This is a genomic window from Runella rosea, from assembly GCF_003325355.1.
In the GTDB taxonomy this organism is placed as follows: domain Bacteria; phylum Bacteroidota; class Bacteroidia; order Cytophagales; family Spirosomataceae; genus Runella; species Runella rosea.
In genome coordinates this window covers 6783556-6801953 of sequence record NZ_CP030850.1, presented here as the reverse complement: position 1 = coordinate 6801953, position 18398 = coordinate 6783556, and the positions used below count along the sequence as shown (strand labels likewise).

The 18398-nt window shown below is 47.5% G+C and carries 17 protein-coding genes and 1 tRNA gene; 15 read left to right on the top strand and 3 right to left on the bottom strand.

The window, feature by feature from the left end; genetic code table 11:
- The first annotated feature begins 21 nt into the window (after positions 1-21).
- From DR864_RS28160 to DR864_RS28090, 15 genes are all read left to right on the top strand, one after another.
- The gene (locus DR864_RS28160) at positions 22-2655 is read left to right on the top strand and encodes a hypothetical protein (RefSeq protein ID WP_114065091.1); all 2634 of its coding nucleotides are present in this window, start codon (positions 22-24) and stop codon (positions 2653-2655) included.
- Between the two features lie 146 nt (positions 2656-2801).
- Positions 2802-3725: an Ig domain-containing protein gene (locus DR864_RS28155; RefSeq protein WP_114065090.1), complete on the top strand. Its 924-nt coding sequence runs from the start codon at positions 2802-2804 to the stop codon at positions 3723-3725.
- Positions 3725-8401, top strand: a complete 4677-nt coding sequence (locus DR864_RS28150; RefSeq protein ID WP_114065089.1) for a PA14 domain-containing protein — start codon at positions 3725-3727, stop codon at positions 8399-8401. Before DR864_RS28155 ends, DR864_RS28150 begins: the two co-directional genes overlap by 1 nt.
- 4 nt (positions 8402-8405) lie before the next feature.
- Positions 8406-10004 (top strand): hypothetical protein, encoded by a 1599-nt coding sequence (locus DR864_RS28145; RefSeq protein ID WP_114065088.1) that lies wholly within the window; start codon positions 8406-8408, stop codon positions 10002-10004.
- A gap of 4 nt (positions 10005-10008) precedes the next feature.
- Positions 10009-11274 (top strand): hypothetical protein, encoded by a 1266-nt coding sequence (locus DR864_RS28140; RefSeq protein ID WP_114065087.1) that lies wholly within the window; start codon positions 10009-10011, stop codon positions 11272-11274.
- A gap of 2 nt (positions 11275-11276) precedes the next feature.
- Complete coding sequence (locus DR864_RS28135) at positions 11277-12101, top strand: hypothetical protein (RefSeq protein WP_162793487.1); 825 nt, start codon at positions 11277-11279, stop codon at positions 12099-12101.
- Positions 12102-12106: 5 nt separating this feature from the next.
- Positions 12107-13186, top strand: coding sequence for an SGNH/GDSL hydrolase family protein (locus tag DR864_RS28130; RefSeq protein ID WP_114065085.1), 1080 nt, complete (start codon positions 12107-12109; stop codon positions 13184-13186).
- Positions 13187-13307: 121 nt separating this feature from the next.
- Positions 13308-13520 carry a hypothetical protein gene (locus DR864_RS28125; protein ID WP_114065084.1) on the top strand — a complete coding sequence of 71 codons (213 nt, stop codon included), beginning with the start codon at positions 13308-13310 and terminating at the stop codon, positions 13518-13520.
- A gap of 2 nt (positions 13521-13522) precedes the next feature.
- Positions 13523-13762: a hypothetical protein gene (locus tag DR864_RS28120; protein WP_114065083.1), complete on the top strand. Its 240-nt coding sequence runs from the start codon at positions 13523-13525 to the stop codon at positions 13760-13762.
- A 1-nt stretch (position 13763) separates the two neighbouring features.
- Positions 13764-14195 (top strand): D-Ala-D-Ala carboxypeptidase family metallohydrolase, encoded by a 432-nt coding sequence (locus DR864_RS28115; RefSeq protein ID WP_114065082.1) that lies wholly within the window; start codon positions 13764-13766, stop codon positions 14193-14195.
- A gap of 11 nt (positions 14196-14206) precedes the next feature.
- Entirely contained in the window at positions 14207-14437 is a 231-nt protein-coding gene (locus DR864_RS28110; RefSeq protein ID WP_114065081.1) for a hypothetical protein, read from the top strand.
- Between the two features lie 37 nt (positions 14438-14474).
- On the top strand, positions 14475-14684 hold the full coding sequence (locus tag DR864_RS28105; RefSeq protein ID WP_114065080.1) for a hypothetical protein: 210 nt from the start codon (positions 14475-14477) through the stop codon (positions 14682-14684).
- Positions 14681-15007 carry a LytTR family DNA-binding domain-containing protein gene (locus DR864_RS28100; RefSeq protein ID WP_114065079.1) on the top strand — a complete coding sequence of 109 codons (327 nt, stop codon included), beginning with the start codon at positions 14681-14683 and terminating at the stop codon, positions 15005-15007. Before DR864_RS28105 ends, DR864_RS28100 begins: the two co-directional genes overlap by 4 nt.
- Complete coding sequence (locus DR864_RS28095; protein WP_114065078.1) at positions 14979-15230, top strand: hypothetical protein; 252 nt, start codon at positions 14979-14981, stop codon at positions 15228-15230. Before DR864_RS28100 ends, DR864_RS28095 begins: the two co-directional genes overlap by 29 nt.
- 65 nt (positions 15231-15295) lie before the next feature.
- Entirely contained in the window at positions 15296-15781 is a 486-nt protein-coding gene (locus tag DR864_RS28090) for a hypothetical protein (protein WP_114065077.1), read from the top strand.
- 55 nt (positions 15782-15836) lie between these two features.
- Here the strand turns inward: DR864_RS28090 and DR864_RS28085 are convergent, their stop codons facing one another.
- The 3 genes from DR864_RS28085 to elbB all read right to left on the bottom strand — a co-directional run bounded on the left by DR864_RS28085 (position 15837) and on the right by elbB (position 18115).
- The gene (locus DR864_RS28085) at positions 15837-17147 is read right to left on the bottom strand and encodes a tyrosine-type recombinase/integrase (RefSeq protein WP_114065076.1); all 1311 of its coding nucleotides are present in this window, start codon (positions 17145-17147) and stop codon (positions 15837-15839) included.
- Positions 17148-17293: 146 nt separating this feature from the next.
- Positions 17294-17377, bottom strand: a tRNA-Leu gene (locus DR864_RS28080).
- A gap of 54 nt (positions 17378-17431) precedes the next feature.
- Positions 17432-18115, bottom strand: a complete 684-nt coding sequence (elbB, locus tag DR864_RS28075) for an isoprenoid biosynthesis glyoxalase ElbB (protein WP_114070082.1) — start codon at positions 18113-18115, stop codon at positions 17432-17434.
- Between the last annotated feature and the right edge of the window lie 283 nt (positions 18116-18398).

The window sequence follows — 18398 nt, the reverse complement described above, 5'->3', positions numbered from 1 at the left end:
ACCTTCTAACGCTTTGGTTTTATGCAATCTACCATATTCGACTACTTAGGTCAGCCCCATACCATTGATGGGTTTCGGGATATGTACCCCACTTTCTTCCAACTGGTGTACAGCCTGGGCGGCGCAAGTCTCACGACCGATATTGAAGAGCCTACCACATGGGATGATGTTTCAATGGTCATCAGCCGCAATCCGCAATGGCATGGCTTCAACTATGAAGCACTGGATAATTTCAAACTGGCTTCTGACTGCCCAGCCGGTAAAGCCATCCTTAAATCCATCGACGAAGAACAGGGTTCAGATGCCAAAGTACTTCTACAAATCGGGGCCATTATTGATGAAGAAACCCGAATCATTGAACACGTAGGCAAGCTTAACATGAACACCTTTCGTGAGTCGGCGGGCGTGGTCACATGTGACGTGGAAGCCGATACCCTACAAAACCGCATTCAGGCCAAAGCAGATACAAAAGTGAACTTATTGGATTCGGTGGCGCTGGATGGCACATCGGTTACTCCCGCTGTTGTCAAAACTACCATTCTGCACTCCAAAGCATTTCGGGAGATATATCAGGTTACATCGGCTACTGATACAGCAGAGTCACTAACGATGGGCGATAGCGATGTTTATGTAATGCCCAACCTGTCAAGTCCCACCAAAAACGACCTAAAAACCACCTTCAACAACCCGTTCGGCATTGCCTTCTCTGACCCCGTAGCCGATAAAAATCCTTTTTGGAAAGCCTTCTCGGATGGCAAATACACCGTAACCGTTGCACTGAATGTTACCTGCGACTTAAATTTAAAACAGCGCCAATTTTCCTTGAACCGTGCCGCCATTACCAATTTCACGGCACAGCCTTATTTGGTGCACGAAAGAGAAACGGCCATTTTGGCCCGTTACCGTATCGGGGATGGAAAGTACAACGAACCTGATGGGTTTTATTACGGGCCTCTTTATGTCAGATTTACCGTTGATGGCACGGCGACAAATGCGCTTGAGATTCGGCAAGGCGATAATGTATACTTATTCATTGAAATAAAATACACTTATAGCGGGGCCAATGAGCTTGGTTCTACATCGCTGAAAGCGGTCAGTAGTAATTTTTCGATGCAGATTGATGGAGTTTCCAGAAATGTACAGTCTCCCACCAAAGGCCTTTTGGCTTATGATGCCATTCAACAATCCATTCGTTTAATTACTGGACAAAACAACTGTTTCCGTTCTTCCTTTTTTGGAAAATCTTCTGAGTTGTACCCTTCGGATGGCGATGGCGCCAACTATCTCAAAACGAATGGCTTTCAAATACGGCGGTTCGACAAAGGGATTCAACGCTCTTTTAAAGAAATCGTCGAAGATATTAACGCCATTTTTCACGTAGGATACGAGTATACAATCCAGAGCGGAGTGCCCATCATACGCATGGAAAAGGCGGAGTATTTCTATAAAGGTGGGGAGATTCTTAAAATTGATGAGGTGTCAAACTTGGTTATTGATACGGCCAAAGAGCTTATATTTTCCAATATCCAAATTGGTTACGGTAAATATCTGGATGAGGGCCTAAACTACCTTGACGAATTCAACGCCTATCATGAATACTCTACACCCATCCAAACAGAAAATGGGCGGTACCAAGCAACTTCAAACCTGATTGCTTCGGGCTACGCCATCGAGGCCACCCGCCGAGAGCAATTTGAATCCACGCCCAAAGACTCCACGCGTTACGACGATGATTTGTTTATTATCAGCGTCAATCCTGCTATCCCGTCTTATGTGGGCACGGCAACATTTACCAAAAATCCTTTATTATTTGCGGGTCGACCGCTTTTGCTTTTGCCTGTCAAGCCCTCATTTTGTGAAGTCGGCGTAAAACTTAGCATTTCGGGCACAACTCACCACAATGACGTATTTACCATTGTTAAGATTACCAACTTTGGAGTGCAGACGGTGATTGTACTAGACCGATTTGCCACCGGTGAAGTGGTGGCCAGCGCCACGATTCAACCCTATGACTTTGCGGGGTATGCTGAAAAGAACGAGAATTTTAGTACGGTTCAAAACCTATTGGAACCCGAAACATCCTACAATTTGCGTCGAACCCCAAAACAGAACCTACTCAACCACGCAGCATGGTTAAACTCTAGTTCGGCTTACAAAAGTGTGGCCGAAGTGTATAAAAATACCTTTACCAAGCTTAATGGTGATTTGGTTACGCAGCTCAAAACCACCGATGCATTCCCAGCATCAAACCCTGACCGACTTCTGTTAACTGAAAAAGCTGACATTAGCATCGAAAATGCCAACCGCGCTAAACGTATCTATGTACCTAAATGGATCACATTTGAATGTAGGCTCACCGAGGCTGAATTTAACGCCATCCGTAATGCTGTCAGAGGATGGAATAATGACGAAACCGATTACGGATTTATAACCATTCCCGATCTTGAAGGGAATGACATAAGCGGCTATCCATGGGAGATTCGCAGGCAGAAAAAAACGGGAAAGTCGTCAGTAAAACTCCTGAGAACTTACGCCTCGCTGGTAAACCAACAACAGGAAAACTGTGACGATTATGAAGGATGGACGTTTGAACAGTTTGAATCCAATCCCGTACCGCTTGCGGCCGAAAACTGTTTAATGAGCGCGTTCGGATAGAAAATACATCAATTGTTGTATTTAAAATTAATAACTTTTCTATCTTTGTTCACCAGCAACCAGCGACCTGCTCTGACCAAGCGGGTTACCAAACCCCTTCTTTTTTGTCCGAGCATTGAAAACATCTGTTTTTTCAATTACTCACTATGTCGCTGGTTGTCACCAAGGTTCTTGCTTCTCACACATTTGCTGATTTTCGAAGCATATTCAACGCAAATGCCGATGACGCTATCATCGTGCGCGGTGAAACCGACACGGATGTTGACGGCGTGCCGCTGATTCGTTTTTTGACCGAAAGTGATGAATCGTTCGAAATTCTACTTTCCGACTTCTATTCAATCACACAAGTAGATGAACTATTGGCCGATTTGCGCACTGAATTGTTGGCCGAATTTGAAACGCTGACCGGAACGGGTGGTGGAGGTGGTGGTGGTGGCTCTCTCCCGATTGTTGCTTCGCCCATTGCCGATATTGCCTTTGCTTATGGGGAGGCGATTGAAATTCTACTTTCCCCCAACAATGCCACCTCGCCCAATGGTACAATTGATAGCGTAACCGTTATTGGCCTACCGGGTTGGCTTTCTTACAATTCGGGTACGCGTATTATTTCTGGCACCGCTCCAACTGGCGCAACGGGTTCTTACCCGATTACCGTGCGCTACACAGACTCCATTGCGGCATACGTGGATGATGTTTTCAAAATACAGATTACCAGCGCAGCGCAGGTGGTTGCGTCAGAGCACATCTGGGCAGGTATGCTGGTAAATATCTACGACGATGGCGGTGTCTCTAAAATGCGTCCCGCCATTGGCACCGACGTAGACCATGTTGCCCATGGCTACATCGACAAAACTGTCAAGGTTGGACAGGCGGTCGAACCTCGCTTTGATAGCATCAAAACTTACATTGATTTGGTGCCAGGAGAACAATACTTTCTTTCTTGGACTGAACCGGGTGGTATTTCTACGGAGGGGCCCGATGAGGTGGGTCTTGTTTGGCAGCCCATCGGTTATGCTCTCTCAACTACGGAGCTCTTAATTGATATTGACACTTACATCCTTATAAGCTAATGGCAAAAAGATACACCGCAATTTCAGAGGATAGAAAGCGTCAGGTTGAGCGCGATTTGATTGAGGATGTGGAGTCGGAACTTGACGCTTACCTCAAGCGCGAAGTTATCACCGACCCGATTGACTTTCTGGCCATCACCAAAAACGGAAGTTGGCGGTTGGATGCTGATTCGTGGGCGGGTTTTGAGTATCCTCCTGGGGATTGTATTTCGCATGGACAGCTTGAAAGCTTCACCAATGGCGTAGATATTCGGCTCGAATTCACTGACGATGATGGATTTGCGGCCGTTCTCCGCAAGGTGAATGGTACTTGGGAAATCGACGAAGAGACAAACCCCGGCGGCTGGTATTACCCTAGCTCGGCAGAAATAAATGAGTTCGACGAGGCAGGTAATCAACTTGGACTGAAGGGGCGTTTTCGCAATGGAAAGCTGTTTGATTTTCAGCAGTTTGTTATTCGCAAGGATGATATTTTGATGGGCTTGTTGCCTGCCTATAACGTGCTCTCTGGTATCCCTAAATTAGACGAAGGCCAGCACGTAGCTTCCATAAATGGATCGTACGTCTATTACATCGAAGACTGGGCAGAAATCGCCGATGGCCCCGCCAACCTCACAGGAAAAGGCTTCTTGAGAATATCGTACTATAATGGCATTGTGCATTTTCAGGCATACAGCTTCGCTGACGGGGAAACTACTATGGCGCACGCCACCATCCCCGCGCAGGGAGAAGAAATGACAAAGTGGCGGATTGATTCGGATGTTTTTGCGACGATTGAGCAGCTTAATAATCGGCTGGAGCTCTACGCCCTCAAAAACCACATCCATGACGACCGATACTTCATCAAGGCGGAAATTGAGGCGATTGTGGCGCAGTATAAACTGGCTGAATGGCTTCCTGAAATCACGGACGTGAAAGGGTTGGCAATTACGTTGCTCAACAAATTGGACGTTTCGCTGTTTCACAATGCCTTACCAGGCGATGCTATAGTTTTGGGACCAGAAGGTGTGCCCGTAGCGGCTGACCTAACCGATGCTTATACCACTACGGTAGCGCTCGTTAATGCAAAAGAGGGTGTTGCTTACAGCACCGTGATTGAGGATATTTCGCTAATTTTCCCACGTGGTGCTGAAAATAAGCGAATCGCAGCAACAGCATCGGGACGTTGGATGGGGTTTGCGGGAGCCATTGTCGGTGGTTCGGGGGCAAACCTTACGCTTTCAGGCACCCCCACTAGTGCTGGGGTGGTGATGATTTCATTGGATTTCATCTGGACGATTGCGGGCATGGAGCGCCGCGAACAGCGGATATTATTCTTAACCGTCGAACCTGCGGCGGCTACAATTACAGCTCCTAATGCACCAACTGGACTGACGGCCACAGCAGTTTCTACTACGCAGATTAATCTTGCATGGGTAGATAATGCCACCAACGAATCTGTACAGGAAATCCAACGCAGTACCAACGCAGGATTTACCGACGCGGTGAAAATCGCAACCGTGGAAGCCAACGTAACGAGCTATCAAGATAAAGTAGGCTTATCGCCTGGCGTAACCTATTATTACCGCGTTAGAGCCTCCAACAGTACAGACAATAGCGCGTGGGACACAGACAGCGCTACCACACTAACCAATACCGCACCAACTTCGGGACTTTGGGCGAACTATTACGACACCGAGGATATCAACGCGCTCGGTACCGCCGCTGAAGGGCGCGTGGATACGGTGATCGATTTCGACCTCACCGCGGATGCTCCTTCGGAGGATGTAACGCCAGGGGCGTACATTGCGCGTTGGAGCGGCTTCATTAAGACACCTGTTTCGGGGAATTTTCAGTTTAATTTCGACGCTAACGCCAAATTTAGAATCTATTTTGGTGGGGCATTGGTCGTTGATTCCTGGGCGCTTACGACGCTAAGAAGCGTTGGTTTCAGCCGCGCCATGACGGCCGACGTGCAGGTGCCGATTCTGATCGAATATCTCCAGACCAACGCTGACTCCTATGCGCGTTTGGGCTATACAAATGGCAACGTGAATGACGTAGTGCCGACCGCTTGGCTGGTGCCACTCGAAGTGGCGCCATTGGTTGCGCCCGTGCTTTCGGCCGCGAATGTCGATTCTGACACTATTCGATTGTCATGGACGCTAACAACCGACCCCGACACCTTCGAGGTGTTTGGTGGGGTGGTCGACAACGCCAACAATAACAGCATCTTACCCCTGCTGACCAACATCACGCCTGCGGCTTCGGCTCGGACAATCGATGTTAACGGGTTGAACGCTGGTACCACTTTCGTTTTCGAAATGCGTTCGAAGAAAAACGGGGTGTACAGCGAGCTATCCAACCGCGCTACGGCTTCTACGCCCAACGCGGCCGACGTGCCTAACTCTGCTGCTCCTGTGATTCTTATCCGCCCTGCGTTAAGCACCAATACCCTGATTACGCAGTTCGCCGATAACAATACTGGCGATACCGAACTGTACACTTTTCGATTCAAGCAGGTCGGTACGGGGACTTGGTATTATCGGACAATTTCGGGCGGGCTTTCGACCAACGAGGCAGATGCTTACGCTTCTACCTACCCTGCTGGTAGCACGAGAGAGCTTAACTTATCGAATGATTTCTTTGCGGGGAAGCTCATTCGGGTGGAAGTGCGCGTAACCAAAGACGGGCTTTCGTCGCCTTGGGCTGGCTCAGAGGAGACGGAGACGGTGGGAGAAAATCGGGTGTATGAAATTATTGAAATGGATAAATTTCGTCCACGCAAAGCAACCAATGGACTGTGGTACGATAGCGAAGCTGAAACGGATAATAGCGTTTTTCATAACTTCTACTTTGCCGAGGATAGAAAAGAACTGTTTTTCAATGCGGACGGCTCGCCAAAGCCTTTTGTAGACATTTCTATTCCGGGCAATAGTATTATCATGTTCCGCAAATTGCGGGTGCGAAAAAGTACGTTTCGTGACATCCAGAAATTTGAGGAGTATGGCTATTTGGCCAATCTCAAGGGTGGCGACATTAACAACATTCAGTACAACGCTCAGGCGATTATTAGAACGTTTGACGAGGCGTATGTGCCACCCACCACACCGCCACCCACCACACCGCCGCCACCGCCACCCGTTACCCTAACACGTGCGCAAGCGATTAATTACAATGAGTCGCTTCCGCACTACATTGTAATCTACACAATGTCTTATACACAGTGGAAAATTGATCACATAAAAGGAGCTGCGTTGGCTTCGAAAAATGCAGGACTTAAGGAGATTCAATTAGCTTTTGCGCCTTATAAGGTCTGGAATAATTACACATCAGCAGGGGCGTTTAATGCCGATGCGCTGACGTGGACCTGGACAAACATCAACACTATTGTTAATTATGTGTGTAATGACTTAGGGTTAAGGCTAATTGTTCGTCTGCATCCTGATATGAGCGATTATTCGCTCACAACATTCGCCGCAAATGCTGACACGCCAGATTTAACAGCCGCATGGGGTGGGTACATGGATAAGAACTCGTCTGGTGGGATCATTGGCCTAAAAATGGATAATTTCGACAGTCCGCCATGGATGCTGTTTCGCCGTTTTTGTGCTGCTTTTAAGGCGCAGTACAATACCTACTGGACCACTGGAAAAATGTCGCTATGGGAATTCGCGATTAATACAAATCAAGAAGCCCAGATTTTTCCTGACTCTACGATTTCTTATCCTGGATACGTCGATTACGTAAACCGCACGGAGCAGATGTATGCCATGGGTCAACTGATGCTTTCAATCATGTCTGGCTGGGATGATTCTCAGTGGAATGTTGGAAGTTGGATCAATGAAGGCTATCAGCTTAAGGGCAACAGTATGGGCTATAATCGGTTCACGAATGGTTTTCGGGGTATGCGTGGCAACCACGACTCCAATTGGAGCGGTGAGCTTCGGGATTTTCACGACATGGTAATGTACACGCGCAGAAAAAAGGCCACAAACCGTTTTTTCTCGGTGGAGTATTTTCGAAAAGACAATGTAAGCACAGCAAGCGCTATGGCGGCCGCCATGGCAAGAAGCATGAATAACGGCGCATGGAGGGTTGGTTTTGTCTATGAAAGTCCAGAAGATACACAAGAAAAAGCTACGGCCGATGTTAGCAATTTTATTCGCGAGGTTGCAGGCGCTCTGCAAAACAGCGGTCACCTTGCCCGAGCCTTGGCTGAGCCTACGGCACACCCTGTGGAAAATGAATTCACGCTTTTTGCGGCGTGGAATCAGGCTTCACCAAATGGGCATGACCTCATGGTGCAAGCCTTCAATAATTACCGAAACCAGAATAATGGTGTACGGCAGTACATTGGGGTATCCTACGAAATGGGCAATACGCCTTCGATATCGGTTAGTCGCATTGCCTCAAATCAAATCAGGGTTACCGTATTGTCTCCTACATATAATGGAGCAGACGGCTACGAATATAGCTTCAGGGAGGTCGGTACATCTACGTGGTATACTTGGGACGAAAACGGCGTGATTACTACCAACAGTAGCAGCCCAGGGATTTGGTCATTGCTGAGTGGCGGTGGCGGTATTTCTAATATAACAAGCAGCTATTTTGTCGGCAAAACGGTGCAGGCAAGGGTAAGAATGTGGAAAACAGGACAGTTCCCTTCGACATGGTCAAACATAGTTTCAGAATAACAACATGAACGCAGCACCCTTTTCAGATAAGAAACCTAGCAACGGGATAAGTGCGACGTTTCACAATAATTACGACCTATTTGTCAATCAGGCCCTACCTGCTGGGCAGATTGCGGGCATCGTTACGCTCCTGGCTAGTATCGGCTGGGAAGGCACGAAAGCCAAGGGCCTTACGCATATTTATGCACAATCAGGTAGACCCAAAGACGAACTATGCTGGACACTACTTGCCTCACAGGTTAATCCTCGCAGCTTGACCATTCAGTTTGGTACTAAGTGGGTGGATGGCGTAGAAGTACCAAACATTTTTTCCATTCCCAACGATACCGAGGCCTACAATTCGGGCTACTCCGCAGCGGGAAGTTATAGCAACAAATCGGTAGTAACGGATGAATTTTCGGACGGTAGTCAGGTTATACCACCTAATGCTTACTATCAAGTAGCGAAGAAATTTTACGAAGGCTTTTTGGCGCGGCTGGGCAACCCTGCGCCCATCAATCACAATATTTTTGGTAGCTACATGGGCTACCAGAATAGTATCACGCCTGGCAAGTTTAATATTTATTTGGGTGGCTATGGCTCACAGCCACTTCACCCTTACTTTGTGGATGGCCTAAAAAGCCAAGCCAACGCGCGGCGGGTGCTTAATACCCAGAACCAGACGTACGGCAGCGATTTTCAGTTTTTTCAGCACGGGTTGCACGAGAAAATCAATCTGATGACCAACTGCTACGTAGGGCTTAACGAGCCTGATGAATCCATGTTTGCTTATGCGGCCGTGAATGAAATGCAGCGCAAGTATCTGGCAGGTATTAAGAAAACAATCGCCTACATGTCGCCATGGTCAGAAGCCGTGACGCTCGCCACCGACTTGCCATGGAAAGGCCCCGGATGGAACTTGAAGTACACCGAAGAGGATGAAAGGGATTATTTCAGAATTAAGGCGCATCATATCACGCCTATTTGGGCAATTTCATTCATATCCGTGGTGTCGCAGATTATTGCGCACGGGTGGGTAATGTGGGATAGTGAGCGCTTTGAAACCTCAAAAACGCCCGAAAATCTGACCGAAAACGATTTCCTGACGTCGAAGGGACGTTTTGATTGGGTATCTCCCGAAGGCAATCCGCGCCCTACCTTGCCCGCCGAAGATTCAGCCATCAAATACCCTTTTCGGCCGCTGGTGGGGGTAGACGTGGCGATTGATAACCTGACCATAACGCAGATTATTAACCAGTTTACATCGGCGGGCTATCATCCGCAGCACCTTGCCTACACCTGTGTTTCCAAGAAAGATGCGGAATCGGCGGCGGTGACGAAAACCGTTCCCGCCTATAAGGGCAGCGATGGTACGGCTCACCTGATTACGAAGGATAAGTTGAACTATGGCCAAAACACAATCCTGCATTTGGCCGACAAAAAGGATGGTTTTTGCATCGGTGCAAGCTACGGAGAACGCTATTACATCTATTATTTCAACCCTTACCGCTCACCACTTCAGCATGGGGTATTGGGTGAGTACCTCAGCGTAACGCTGCCCAACGGACGAGTAGTTGAAATGGGTAGCCGAAACGGAAGAACATCACATTTTATTTACGCTTAACAACATGAAGAAATTACTGGTTCTCTTATTCTTATTGCCCTTCGCGCTGGTGGCGCAGAAGGTGAATGGTGTGTACACCAGGGCGGAATTGACCGCCCAACGGCCCTTGCAATGTTCGGCTTGTTTGGTACAAGAAGGTGACAGCGTCTGGCTTTTTGTGCGAAAGAATGGCAGTACCGCCGTGGCGGGGCCTGATGTGATCGTGACGACGTTTGGGAGTATTAAGCTACATAAGGCGAAGCTGGCGGGGGCCATTAACTTTGCCAATGCCAATTATTATTCGAAAGCTGAGTTGAATCCCTTGCTTGGCGCGAAAGTGGGGATTGCCACGATTGGAAGTAATCAACTTGCCTATTACGACGCCTCAAATAAAAGTATCTACGGAAGCAATGTTTTTCAGGCCAACGGCAAAATAGGGATTAATACCACCAACCCTGAAGAGCAGCTTCACGTTAATGGAAACGTAAAATTTCGGTCGATAAAATCTTGGGCCCGCATGGACATCGAGGGGCAGCAGCTTGGAGGGGATATTAATCAAAATCTTTCTGGAATCACCTTTGGCCACTGGCTTAGCTCAGGCGGTGGTTATATACTTGGCGCGGGTGGTGGCAGAGTGGGCGATTGGAACTATGACGACCCTTACATATACCTACAAGGGAACAAAGGAGTAGTTATAGCAAGTGGAAGCGACAATTTCGGCAATACTGCTGGGATTTTTGTGGATACGCTCAGGCGGGTGGGCATTCGTCGCACTTCTCCAACTTATGCTCTCGACGTAGCGGGGACGATGCGAAGCGATTCAGGGGCGGTTTTTGCTGAAGTTTCGGGTGGAGTTGGCATTGGAACAGCAGCAATTGAAAAATTAACGGTAGGTGGAAATATAAGAAGCACCAACGGTGCTATTTCTTCCTTTAAGAGCGGATCTAATAGTTTGTCAAATCAATTTTACTTTGCGAACCCCGCCAATAGCAGGGCTTACAATTGGCAACTTAACGGCGACGAAACTGCGGCTGATTTTTACGGCTTTCTTGACGGAGTTGGGTGGGGCCGATTAATGACGATTACAGCCACTGGCCGCGTGGGGATTGGTACCGCATCACCCGCCGCCAACCTACACGTTAACGGCACCATGATACTTGCTCCTGTAAGTGCCGCCACCGCTTCTGGATATACCCCTGTGGAAGGGCAGATTGTTATTGTGAACACGACTGACGCAACGTTCACGAGTTTGGGGTTATGGTCTTACGCAAACGGAGCTTGGAGGAAATAACAATGAAAAAGCTACTTTTCTTTCTGCTCCTTAGCAGCGTGAGCATGGCCCAGGTGGTCAATGCCCCCAAGATACCCAACGTCACCATCCAGCGCCTGCGCTCGGATGTGGTGAGCTTTTCGGTGCGGTTTCAGCAGGATGGTGTTAATATGAACATCTCTTCGCAGACTTTCAAATGCGATTTCCTTGAGGGCGGGGCATCGGTGGTGCGCGTTTCGCTCAGCGAGGGTGCTGGCATCGTAGAAACCGACAGCGCTACGCTCACGGTGAGCCTAACAGCCGAGCAGGTGGCGCTACTGGCTAGAGAGTCGTATCGTTACCGATTGTATGCCGTTTCAGGGGCCAACCAGACCACCAAGCTGCAAGGGGTGTTTTCGCTTCTTACTGCCATCGTAGGCGGAGCAACGAGCATTGTGCCACCCACCATCGTGATTAATTACACCTCGGCGGGCAGCTCGAATGTGAGTGGGTATGTAGGGCCATCGCTCACGGCGGGTAATGCGTTGACAATTTCGGGTGGTGGGGGAAGCTATACGATTGGGGTGAATTATACACCTTTGGATGCTAGGTATGCTGCGCTTTCGCATACGCAGGCGATAGGGACGGTGACGGGGTTGGAGAGCGCCCTTAACGTGAAAGTGAACTACGTAGAAGTTGCCACGGTGGCCGATATAATCCCTCTTTTGCCCGTTTCGACGGTTACGATTTTCAACGTGCTGGTCGATACTGTTCGCGGTGGCGGCGGTCCTATGCGTTACGAAATTTGGCCGAGCGGCGTCTATTACTGGTTTGCGGCTATTCCTGTTACTAATTTATTAACTCCCTAATTTCGATGAAAAAGACATTCTTATTGTTACTTATTGCCCTTTCGGGCGGGGTTTTTGGTCAAGTATTTCCGACAAAAAATAACGCTCCTGCAACTACTAGGGATATGGTGCGAGAGGACGGACTAAAGATTTCGGCCATTTTCGGGACATATTCGGCCGCGGCTAACGTAGCGCAAAACACTGTATTAATTACGGGCAGAGTACGAAGTACGGGAGGTAGTAATATTTACATCGAAAAATTCTCCTTGTTTTCGGACAGGGATTGTACGGTAAGATTGCAGATTAATCTCATCGGGGGCATTGCCTCTCTCGCAGGTGCAGTGAACTACGATATACCACTCAAAGCGGGCGTTAGAAATGAATACACCTACGAAAGTCTAGTTCCTTGGGGCGCAGTGATTAGTGTGCTTCTTCGGGAAGTCACTGATACGTCTGGAAATATGAAAGTAACGTTGGTCTACGATGGTTATGAGGTGACGCAGAATACAGATTTTTTCGCCCCAATTTCAATTGTTGGGTGGGGGGATAGCATCATGAAAGGAGCGAACGCTACTGTGTCAGACACAGACCCCAATACGAGTTATTTTCTCCAAGTTGTGAAATATTATGAGGGCTTAGGATACCGGGTAAAGCCAGTTAACAAGTCTATTCCTGGTATTACTGCGCTAGGTATGTCTCAAGCAAAAAATTGGGGCTATCTAAACATAAGTAACGCTAATATTATCTTGATTTGCTTGGGCATGAATACCTCCGCGAGCGAAGCCGCTTACATAGCAGAGATGACAGACCTTATTCGTTACAAGCAGCGCAGATACCCTAACGCGAAGTGTGTAGTAATGGCCCCGACGACCCGATTGGATGGTAGTGAAACGACGCTAGTAGGGTACAGGGCCGCCTTGCAAGCCCTTGTAAATACAACAATTAACGACCCGAAGGTGAAATATCTTGACCTTTCGCAGGGATATACAGGTGGCGCGGCGGCAAATGGTGTGACGGTTGGCGATGTTCACCCCAACCAAACGGGGCACAATAACCTCGCTACTTACTTAATAAGCTATTTAACCAGCAACAATATTCTTCCATAACCCCACCCTCAACCCACCCCTTTTGGGCCAGTTGCCAGAGCTTAGGCCCGTTTGCCCCATTTCTCTACCAATCAAACCCCTGAAATATGAACAAGGAAATCACTTTTTACCCTGCAAAAACATGAAAACGTTACACAGCGAACCCGTAATTATCTTCTTACTTTCAATCATTTTTACCCCTATGGGAGTACTCGTTGCCATTATCAACATCGCCGCCGCGTCGACCGTGATTTGGCGAAATATGCGTGAAGAAAGCCTGATAGTGAAGCGCGATTTCGCTGGAAGCTGGAAGGCTTATTTTCGGTCAATTCTCCATCTTTCAAAACCTGAATAATTATGCCAAAGCTATTGGAAGACATTCTAAAAGCCCGAAACAGCACAGTTAACACCATTGCCATTATTATAGTGACGGGCTACGTGGCGGGTGAACTGTACCTAACCTTTACGGGAGCGGGAGAAAAGGCAATGGAGCGGCTTTCGGGTGTCGCATTGGTAATTCTTAACTCGGTGGCCATCGTAAAGGCGGTTCAGACCAACACTAACGAGCCGAAACAAAACAACGCTAGCAACGAGTAACATGCAGTTAAGCCCTAATTTCTCGCTGCATGAAATGCTACGCAGCCAAACGGCCACCCGCCACAGCATCACGGAGCAATTCAGCCCGCCGCCCATGGTAGTGGACTCGCTGAAAAACCTTTGCGCGAAGTTATTGCAGCCAATCAGGGAGTTATACGGTGGGCCGCTCGTGGTATCGTCGGGTTACCGGTGCCCGCGCGTCAATAAACTGGTGGGTGGCAAACCCAATAGCCAACACCTCAAAGGCGAGGCGGCCGATTTGGATTTTGGGACCAAGGAGGCTAACAAACTGCTTTTTGAGGCCATTGTCGAGTGGAAAAAGCGAGGTTTTTTGGAGTTCGACCAACTCATCAACGAGTACGATTTTGCATGGATTCATGTCTCGTACAAGTTATCAGGGAAAAATAGAAATCAAATTTTGGTGGTATCTTAAAAACCAACGCCATGAACCCCAAACCTATAATCATCATCCTAGTGGCTCTGCTTGCTGTACTCTCAATTTGGGGGGCAATCGCAGGGCTTTGGGGTAAAAAGCCCGTCACTAGACAGGATAAAATCAACGAAATCAATCAATCCCTATCCCATGCAAAAGAAAAAATTGATTCAAATATCAATGCTTTGCCTGATGCTGTTATTGACTCTTTGTACGAGGTCAAACGCGCAGAAAATCAGTAACACAGACATTAAACTACTGGACTGTAAACGCGCTTACGTGAAGCTATCCAATGAGCGCGACACGCTCAAAAAGATGTTTGCCGACTCGCTTGTTAAACACCGTTTTGAGCGCGTTTCGTGGACATTGTCCACCAAAGAACAGGTGAAGGCTTCCAAAAAAACAGGACGCAAGCAAGGGTTTAGGTGGGGTGTGTTTGGAGTGTTGGGCGCTGAGGCATTGGTGGCCATTTACTTTCTGACTCGATGAAAGTAGACGGCTTCATAATCACCGCCGAAGCGGTTGAGTACATCGAGGGGCGAAGCAATTACAGCTTGATTACGATGATTGACGGTCAAAAAGTACTTAGTTCCAAGACGCTCGGTAGGCTTACGGATTATTTGAGCCTAACGCGTGTTCATAAGTGCGTTGCCGTGAATCCGCACCGTATCGCCCAGATTGAGCCAGTCAAAATCACAATGCAATCGGGGTATACAGTTGAGCCATCCAGACGAAAAATACCAGAGTTGTTGATTAATTTAAAAGAAGGTTATCGGTTATATCATGGCACTACCAAGAATCCAACCCACTGACACTGCCGGCACGGCATTTAGGGCAAAATCTAACGAGCTTTACGGGCAACTGCTCAACGATGGCTATGCTACCGAGGGCGGTGCAATTATCTTGACGTCCGAAAATAAAATCGTCACTGTCGACTTGGGGTCTGTTGTTTATACCGCCGACGCCCTTACCACCAAAGTCTCACAGTTTAATTCGCAAATCCGTAGCGAAATGTCCGCCTTTTTTAGTGTTTGAAAATACATCAATTGTTGTATTTTTGTATTTTAAGGTTCTCTGTTTCAAACTAATCACTTTTTTCCATGAAAAAGCTGCTCTTATTCTCCCTTACCATCTTTCTGGCCACGCTCGGCACCGTATTTGACGATTCGTCTGGCGCTTTGGCTCAATCAAAGAACACGATTTACAAGGCTGTGTATGCAGTTTCCAATGCAAACGCCACCGTTTGGGATACCGTGGTCGACGCAACCACTAAAACCCAGACATTACAACTACCACCTGTTTACAAAAAGGCTTCAGTGCAAATCAACGCCTTTAAAATCGACGGTACGGCGGCTGGGGCCTGTAAAGTTCAGCGAAGTACGGACGGGGTCTATTTTTATGATATAGATTCCAGTTACATGAAGAAAAAAAACCTGCTGACCATTACCAACGTGACGACTACACAAGGGGCCATTTGGGAATTGGATGATTACCATGCCACGCACATACGAACTACGTGTACAGGCTCGGGAACGCAGCGAACGCGCTTTCAAACGGTTATCTTATATAATAAGGATAATCAGTAATTTACCCCATGAATTTGATTAAAGAAAAACCCGTCACAATGGCGGGTTTTTTTGTTTAAAAGTCGCCCCACGCTTTTAACTGCTTGATGGCCTTATATTCATTGGCCATGTGGTCATAAATGGCCGTGGTACGAACATCAGAGTGCCCCATCAGGTCTTTAAGGTCAGAGAGGTCAATCCCCAATACCCGCGAAATTGTGCCGAACGTATGTCGGGCGATGTGGGAGGTAATGGTTTCGTACTTTGGCTTTTGTACCGACACAGGCACGCCCTTGATAAATTCAACCACCTCAACTGCCTCTGTAAAACCCGCTGCATGAGCGGCAAGCTGTATAAACCTGTTATAATGGCGCAAATGAGAGACTGGCAGTAAAAACAGGCCACCCTTGTATTTTTCCAGTATGGCCAGCGCCGGGGGAATCAGTCCGATGGTAACCTGGCGTGTGGAGCGATTTTTAACGGAGGTGGTTTTCTGTGGCACAAAACGCAGGGCTTTGGCGCCACCCTCTAGTTCCAAAAGGTGATCTTCGGTCAACCGGAATAGGTCGGAATGCCTCAGGCCCGTCAGCGCTTGAAAGAAAAACGCATCACGCGTCTTTTCAATGTACTGCCATTCGGGGATATGGTCTTTACCGCCCGATAGTGATTCAAGCCACACATTCCAAGCTGTTTCGTCCAGTGCTATCCATTTTTTCAGTTCTTCCTGCGTTAAAAATTCCCGTTTTGGCGGAATGTAAATTCGTTTCAGGCGGGCGTGATTTACGGCGAGTTTAGCCCCGTTTTCGGTACAGAACCGAAAGAACACCTTTAAATTTTTGTGAATAGCTCCCAAATAATTAGGGTGATAATCCCGTTTTGAACGCAGATAAGCCAAAAATCGCTGATGGGTTTCGTCCGGGTATGTGTCAAGGGTCAAATTTTTGGCTTTTGTCTTTATGAAATCCAGAAAATGTTCCATCGTCGCCTTATGGGCTCGAATCGAGGCGGGTTTTAGTCCCTCCATTTGCTTTGCCTCAATGAACATTTCGTACCATTTAGAGATGGGCCTTTGATTGGTATCCTGCTGTTTCTTTCCCTGAAGCAGCCGCTTTAAAACATCGGCCTCCAAAGGCTTTTGAGCAAGAATACAGTCCTTTTCGTAGGTTTTTACGATGTTTTTCAAATTGTCAAGTACCATGTTGGCCTTTTGCCAGCCGTCATAGTTTCGTCTGAATTCCTGCTTTTTATCATCCCATTGGTGACGCGCAGCATTCAGCGAAGTGTAGAACATGAATTCTTCCCGGTTAAAGTAGCAGACCAGGAATACCCGACCCACCGAAGCAGGGTCGGGTCCGAGTTTTCTGAGTTTGAATTTTACGTTAAGCATTGGATGGTTTTTGGGGTCGGGTTTAACTGTCCGAGATTGTCCAAGATTCTGTCCAGACGCTTCGTCCCTAAAAGCGCAAATCCCGCCTCCATGCGATATTGTCGCATAAAGACGGGATTTTGTACCCAATTGTCCTAAAAACAATGTGACGAAGAGGAGACTCGAACTCCTACAGGCTTACGCCCACTACCACCTCAAAGTAGCGTGTCTACCAATTCCACCACTTCGCCATTTCCCTTGTTTGGGGTTGCAAAAGTAGTTGTATGAAAATTAATTCGCAAGTTTTAAGCCAAAGAAATTAACTTTTCTATCGCCAATTTAATATTTTCTCGTACTTCTACAATACTTGCCTCCATCATATAGCACGGAGCCGTTATGATTTTCAGGTCTTTATCGACCGCTACCTCGCGCACCGACGCCATTTCAGCTACCTGACCGATGGACTCCATTCCCGCCGAAATCGCGGCAATATCGTAGGGAGATGCTTCTTCGGTTGTCCCAACACTCAGGTGGGCATGAAATTCGGTCCCTTCCAGCGCCTTGGCAATCGTGGTTGGGCTCATGCACAAACCTGCAATGGGTTTGCCATGACGCACCAAAGTCAAAATTAACGTTTTGACCGACTCCAAGATGGACCCTGATGGTCCTTCAAAAGCCCATTTGGTGATGTTTTTGGCCGTACCAAATCCGCCAGGCATGACCAATCCATCCAACTCATCCGCATTCACATCGACGATGTCTTTGATATTTCCGCGCGCAATGCGAGCCGATTCGACCAGTACATTGCGGGTTTCGGTCATTTCTTGCCCAGTAATGTGATTTAAAACATGATGCTGATTTACGTTGGGGGCAAAACATATCGCCTCTGCCCCAACTTCGGCAATCGCTAAAAGTGCAAAGACAGATTCGTGGATTTCGGAACCGTCAAAAACGCCGTTTCCGTGCAAAAGAACACCGATTTTTTTCATTTAATCACCTAGATTTTACGTTCAAATATAGAAGAAGTAATCAATTATTTCCAAGCAAGAAAAGCAAAATCAACGGTAGGAGAAACCACGCCACATTTTTTTAATACAATTGGGATAAAAAAATAAATATATTGGGATAAAAAATAATACGAATAGTCAAGATAACGTAGTTAGGTGTAATGATTATGTCGCTTTTGGAATAAAATAGATGTTTTGAAAAGGATGACACGTATCATCCTTTTCCTGTGAATAAGCAAACCGAACGGGACAACGCAAGGCATTT

Coding starts and splice junctions, on each gene's coding strand:
- DR864_RS28160 (WP_114065091.1), top strand. CDS start 22: ATGCAATCTACCATATTCGACTACTTAGGTCAGCCCCATACCATTGAT.
- DR864_RS28155 (WP_114065090.1), top strand. CDS start 2,802: ATGTCGCTGGTTGTCACCAAGGTTCTTGCTTCTCACACATTTGCTGAT.
- DR864_RS28150 (WP_114065089.1), top strand. CDS start 3,725: ATGGCAAAAAGATACACCGCAATTTCAGAGGATAGAAAGCGTCAGGTT.
- DR864_RS28145 (WP_114065088.1), top strand. CDS start 8,406: ATGAACGCAGCACCCTTTTCAGATAAGAAACCTAGCAACGGGATAAGT.
- DR864_RS28140 (WP_114065087.1), top strand. CDS start 10,009: ATGAAGAAATTACTGGTTCTCTTATTCTTATTGCCCTTCGCGCTGGTG.
- DR864_RS28135 (WP_162793487.1), top strand. CDS start 11,277: ATGAAAAAGCTACTTTTCTTTCTGCTCCTTAGCAGCGTGAGCATGGCC.
- DR864_RS28130 (WP_114065085.1), top strand. CDS start 12,107: ATGAAAAAGACATTCTTATTGTTACTTATTGCCCTTTCGGGCGGGGTT.
- DR864_RS28125 (WP_114065084.1), top strand. CDS start 13,308: ATGAAAACGTTACACAGCGAACCCGTAATTATCTTCTTACTTTCAATC.
- DR864_RS28120 (WP_114065083.1), top strand. CDS start 13,523: ATGCCAAAGCTATTGGAAGACATTCTAAAAGCCCGAAACAGCACAGTT.
- DR864_RS28115 (WP_114065082.1), top strand. CDS start 13,764: ATGCAGTTAAGCCCTAATTTCTCGCTGCATGAAATGCTACGCAGCCAA.
- DR864_RS28110 (WP_114065081.1), top strand. CDS start 14,207: ATGAACCCCAAACCTATAATCATCATCCTAGTGGCTCTGCTTGCTGTA.
- DR864_RS28100 (WP_114065079.1), top strand. CDS start 14,681: ATGAAAGTAGACGGCTTCATAATCACCGCCGAAGCGGTTGAGTACATC.
- DR864_RS28095 (WP_114065078.1), top strand. CDS start 14,979: ATGGCACTACCAAGAATCCAACCCACTGACACTGCCGGCACGGCATTT.
- DR864_RS28090 (WP_114065077.1), top strand. CDS start 15,296: ATGAAAAAGCTGCTCTTATTCTCCCTTACCATCTTTCTGGCCACGCTC.
- DR864_RS28085 (WP_114065076.1), bottom strand. CDS start 17,147: ATGCTTAACGTAAAATTCAAACTCAGAAAACTCGGACCCGACCCTGCT.
- elbB (WP_114070082.1), bottom strand. CDS start 18,115: ATGAAAAAAATCGGTGTTCTTTTGCACGGAAACGGCGTTTTTGACGGT.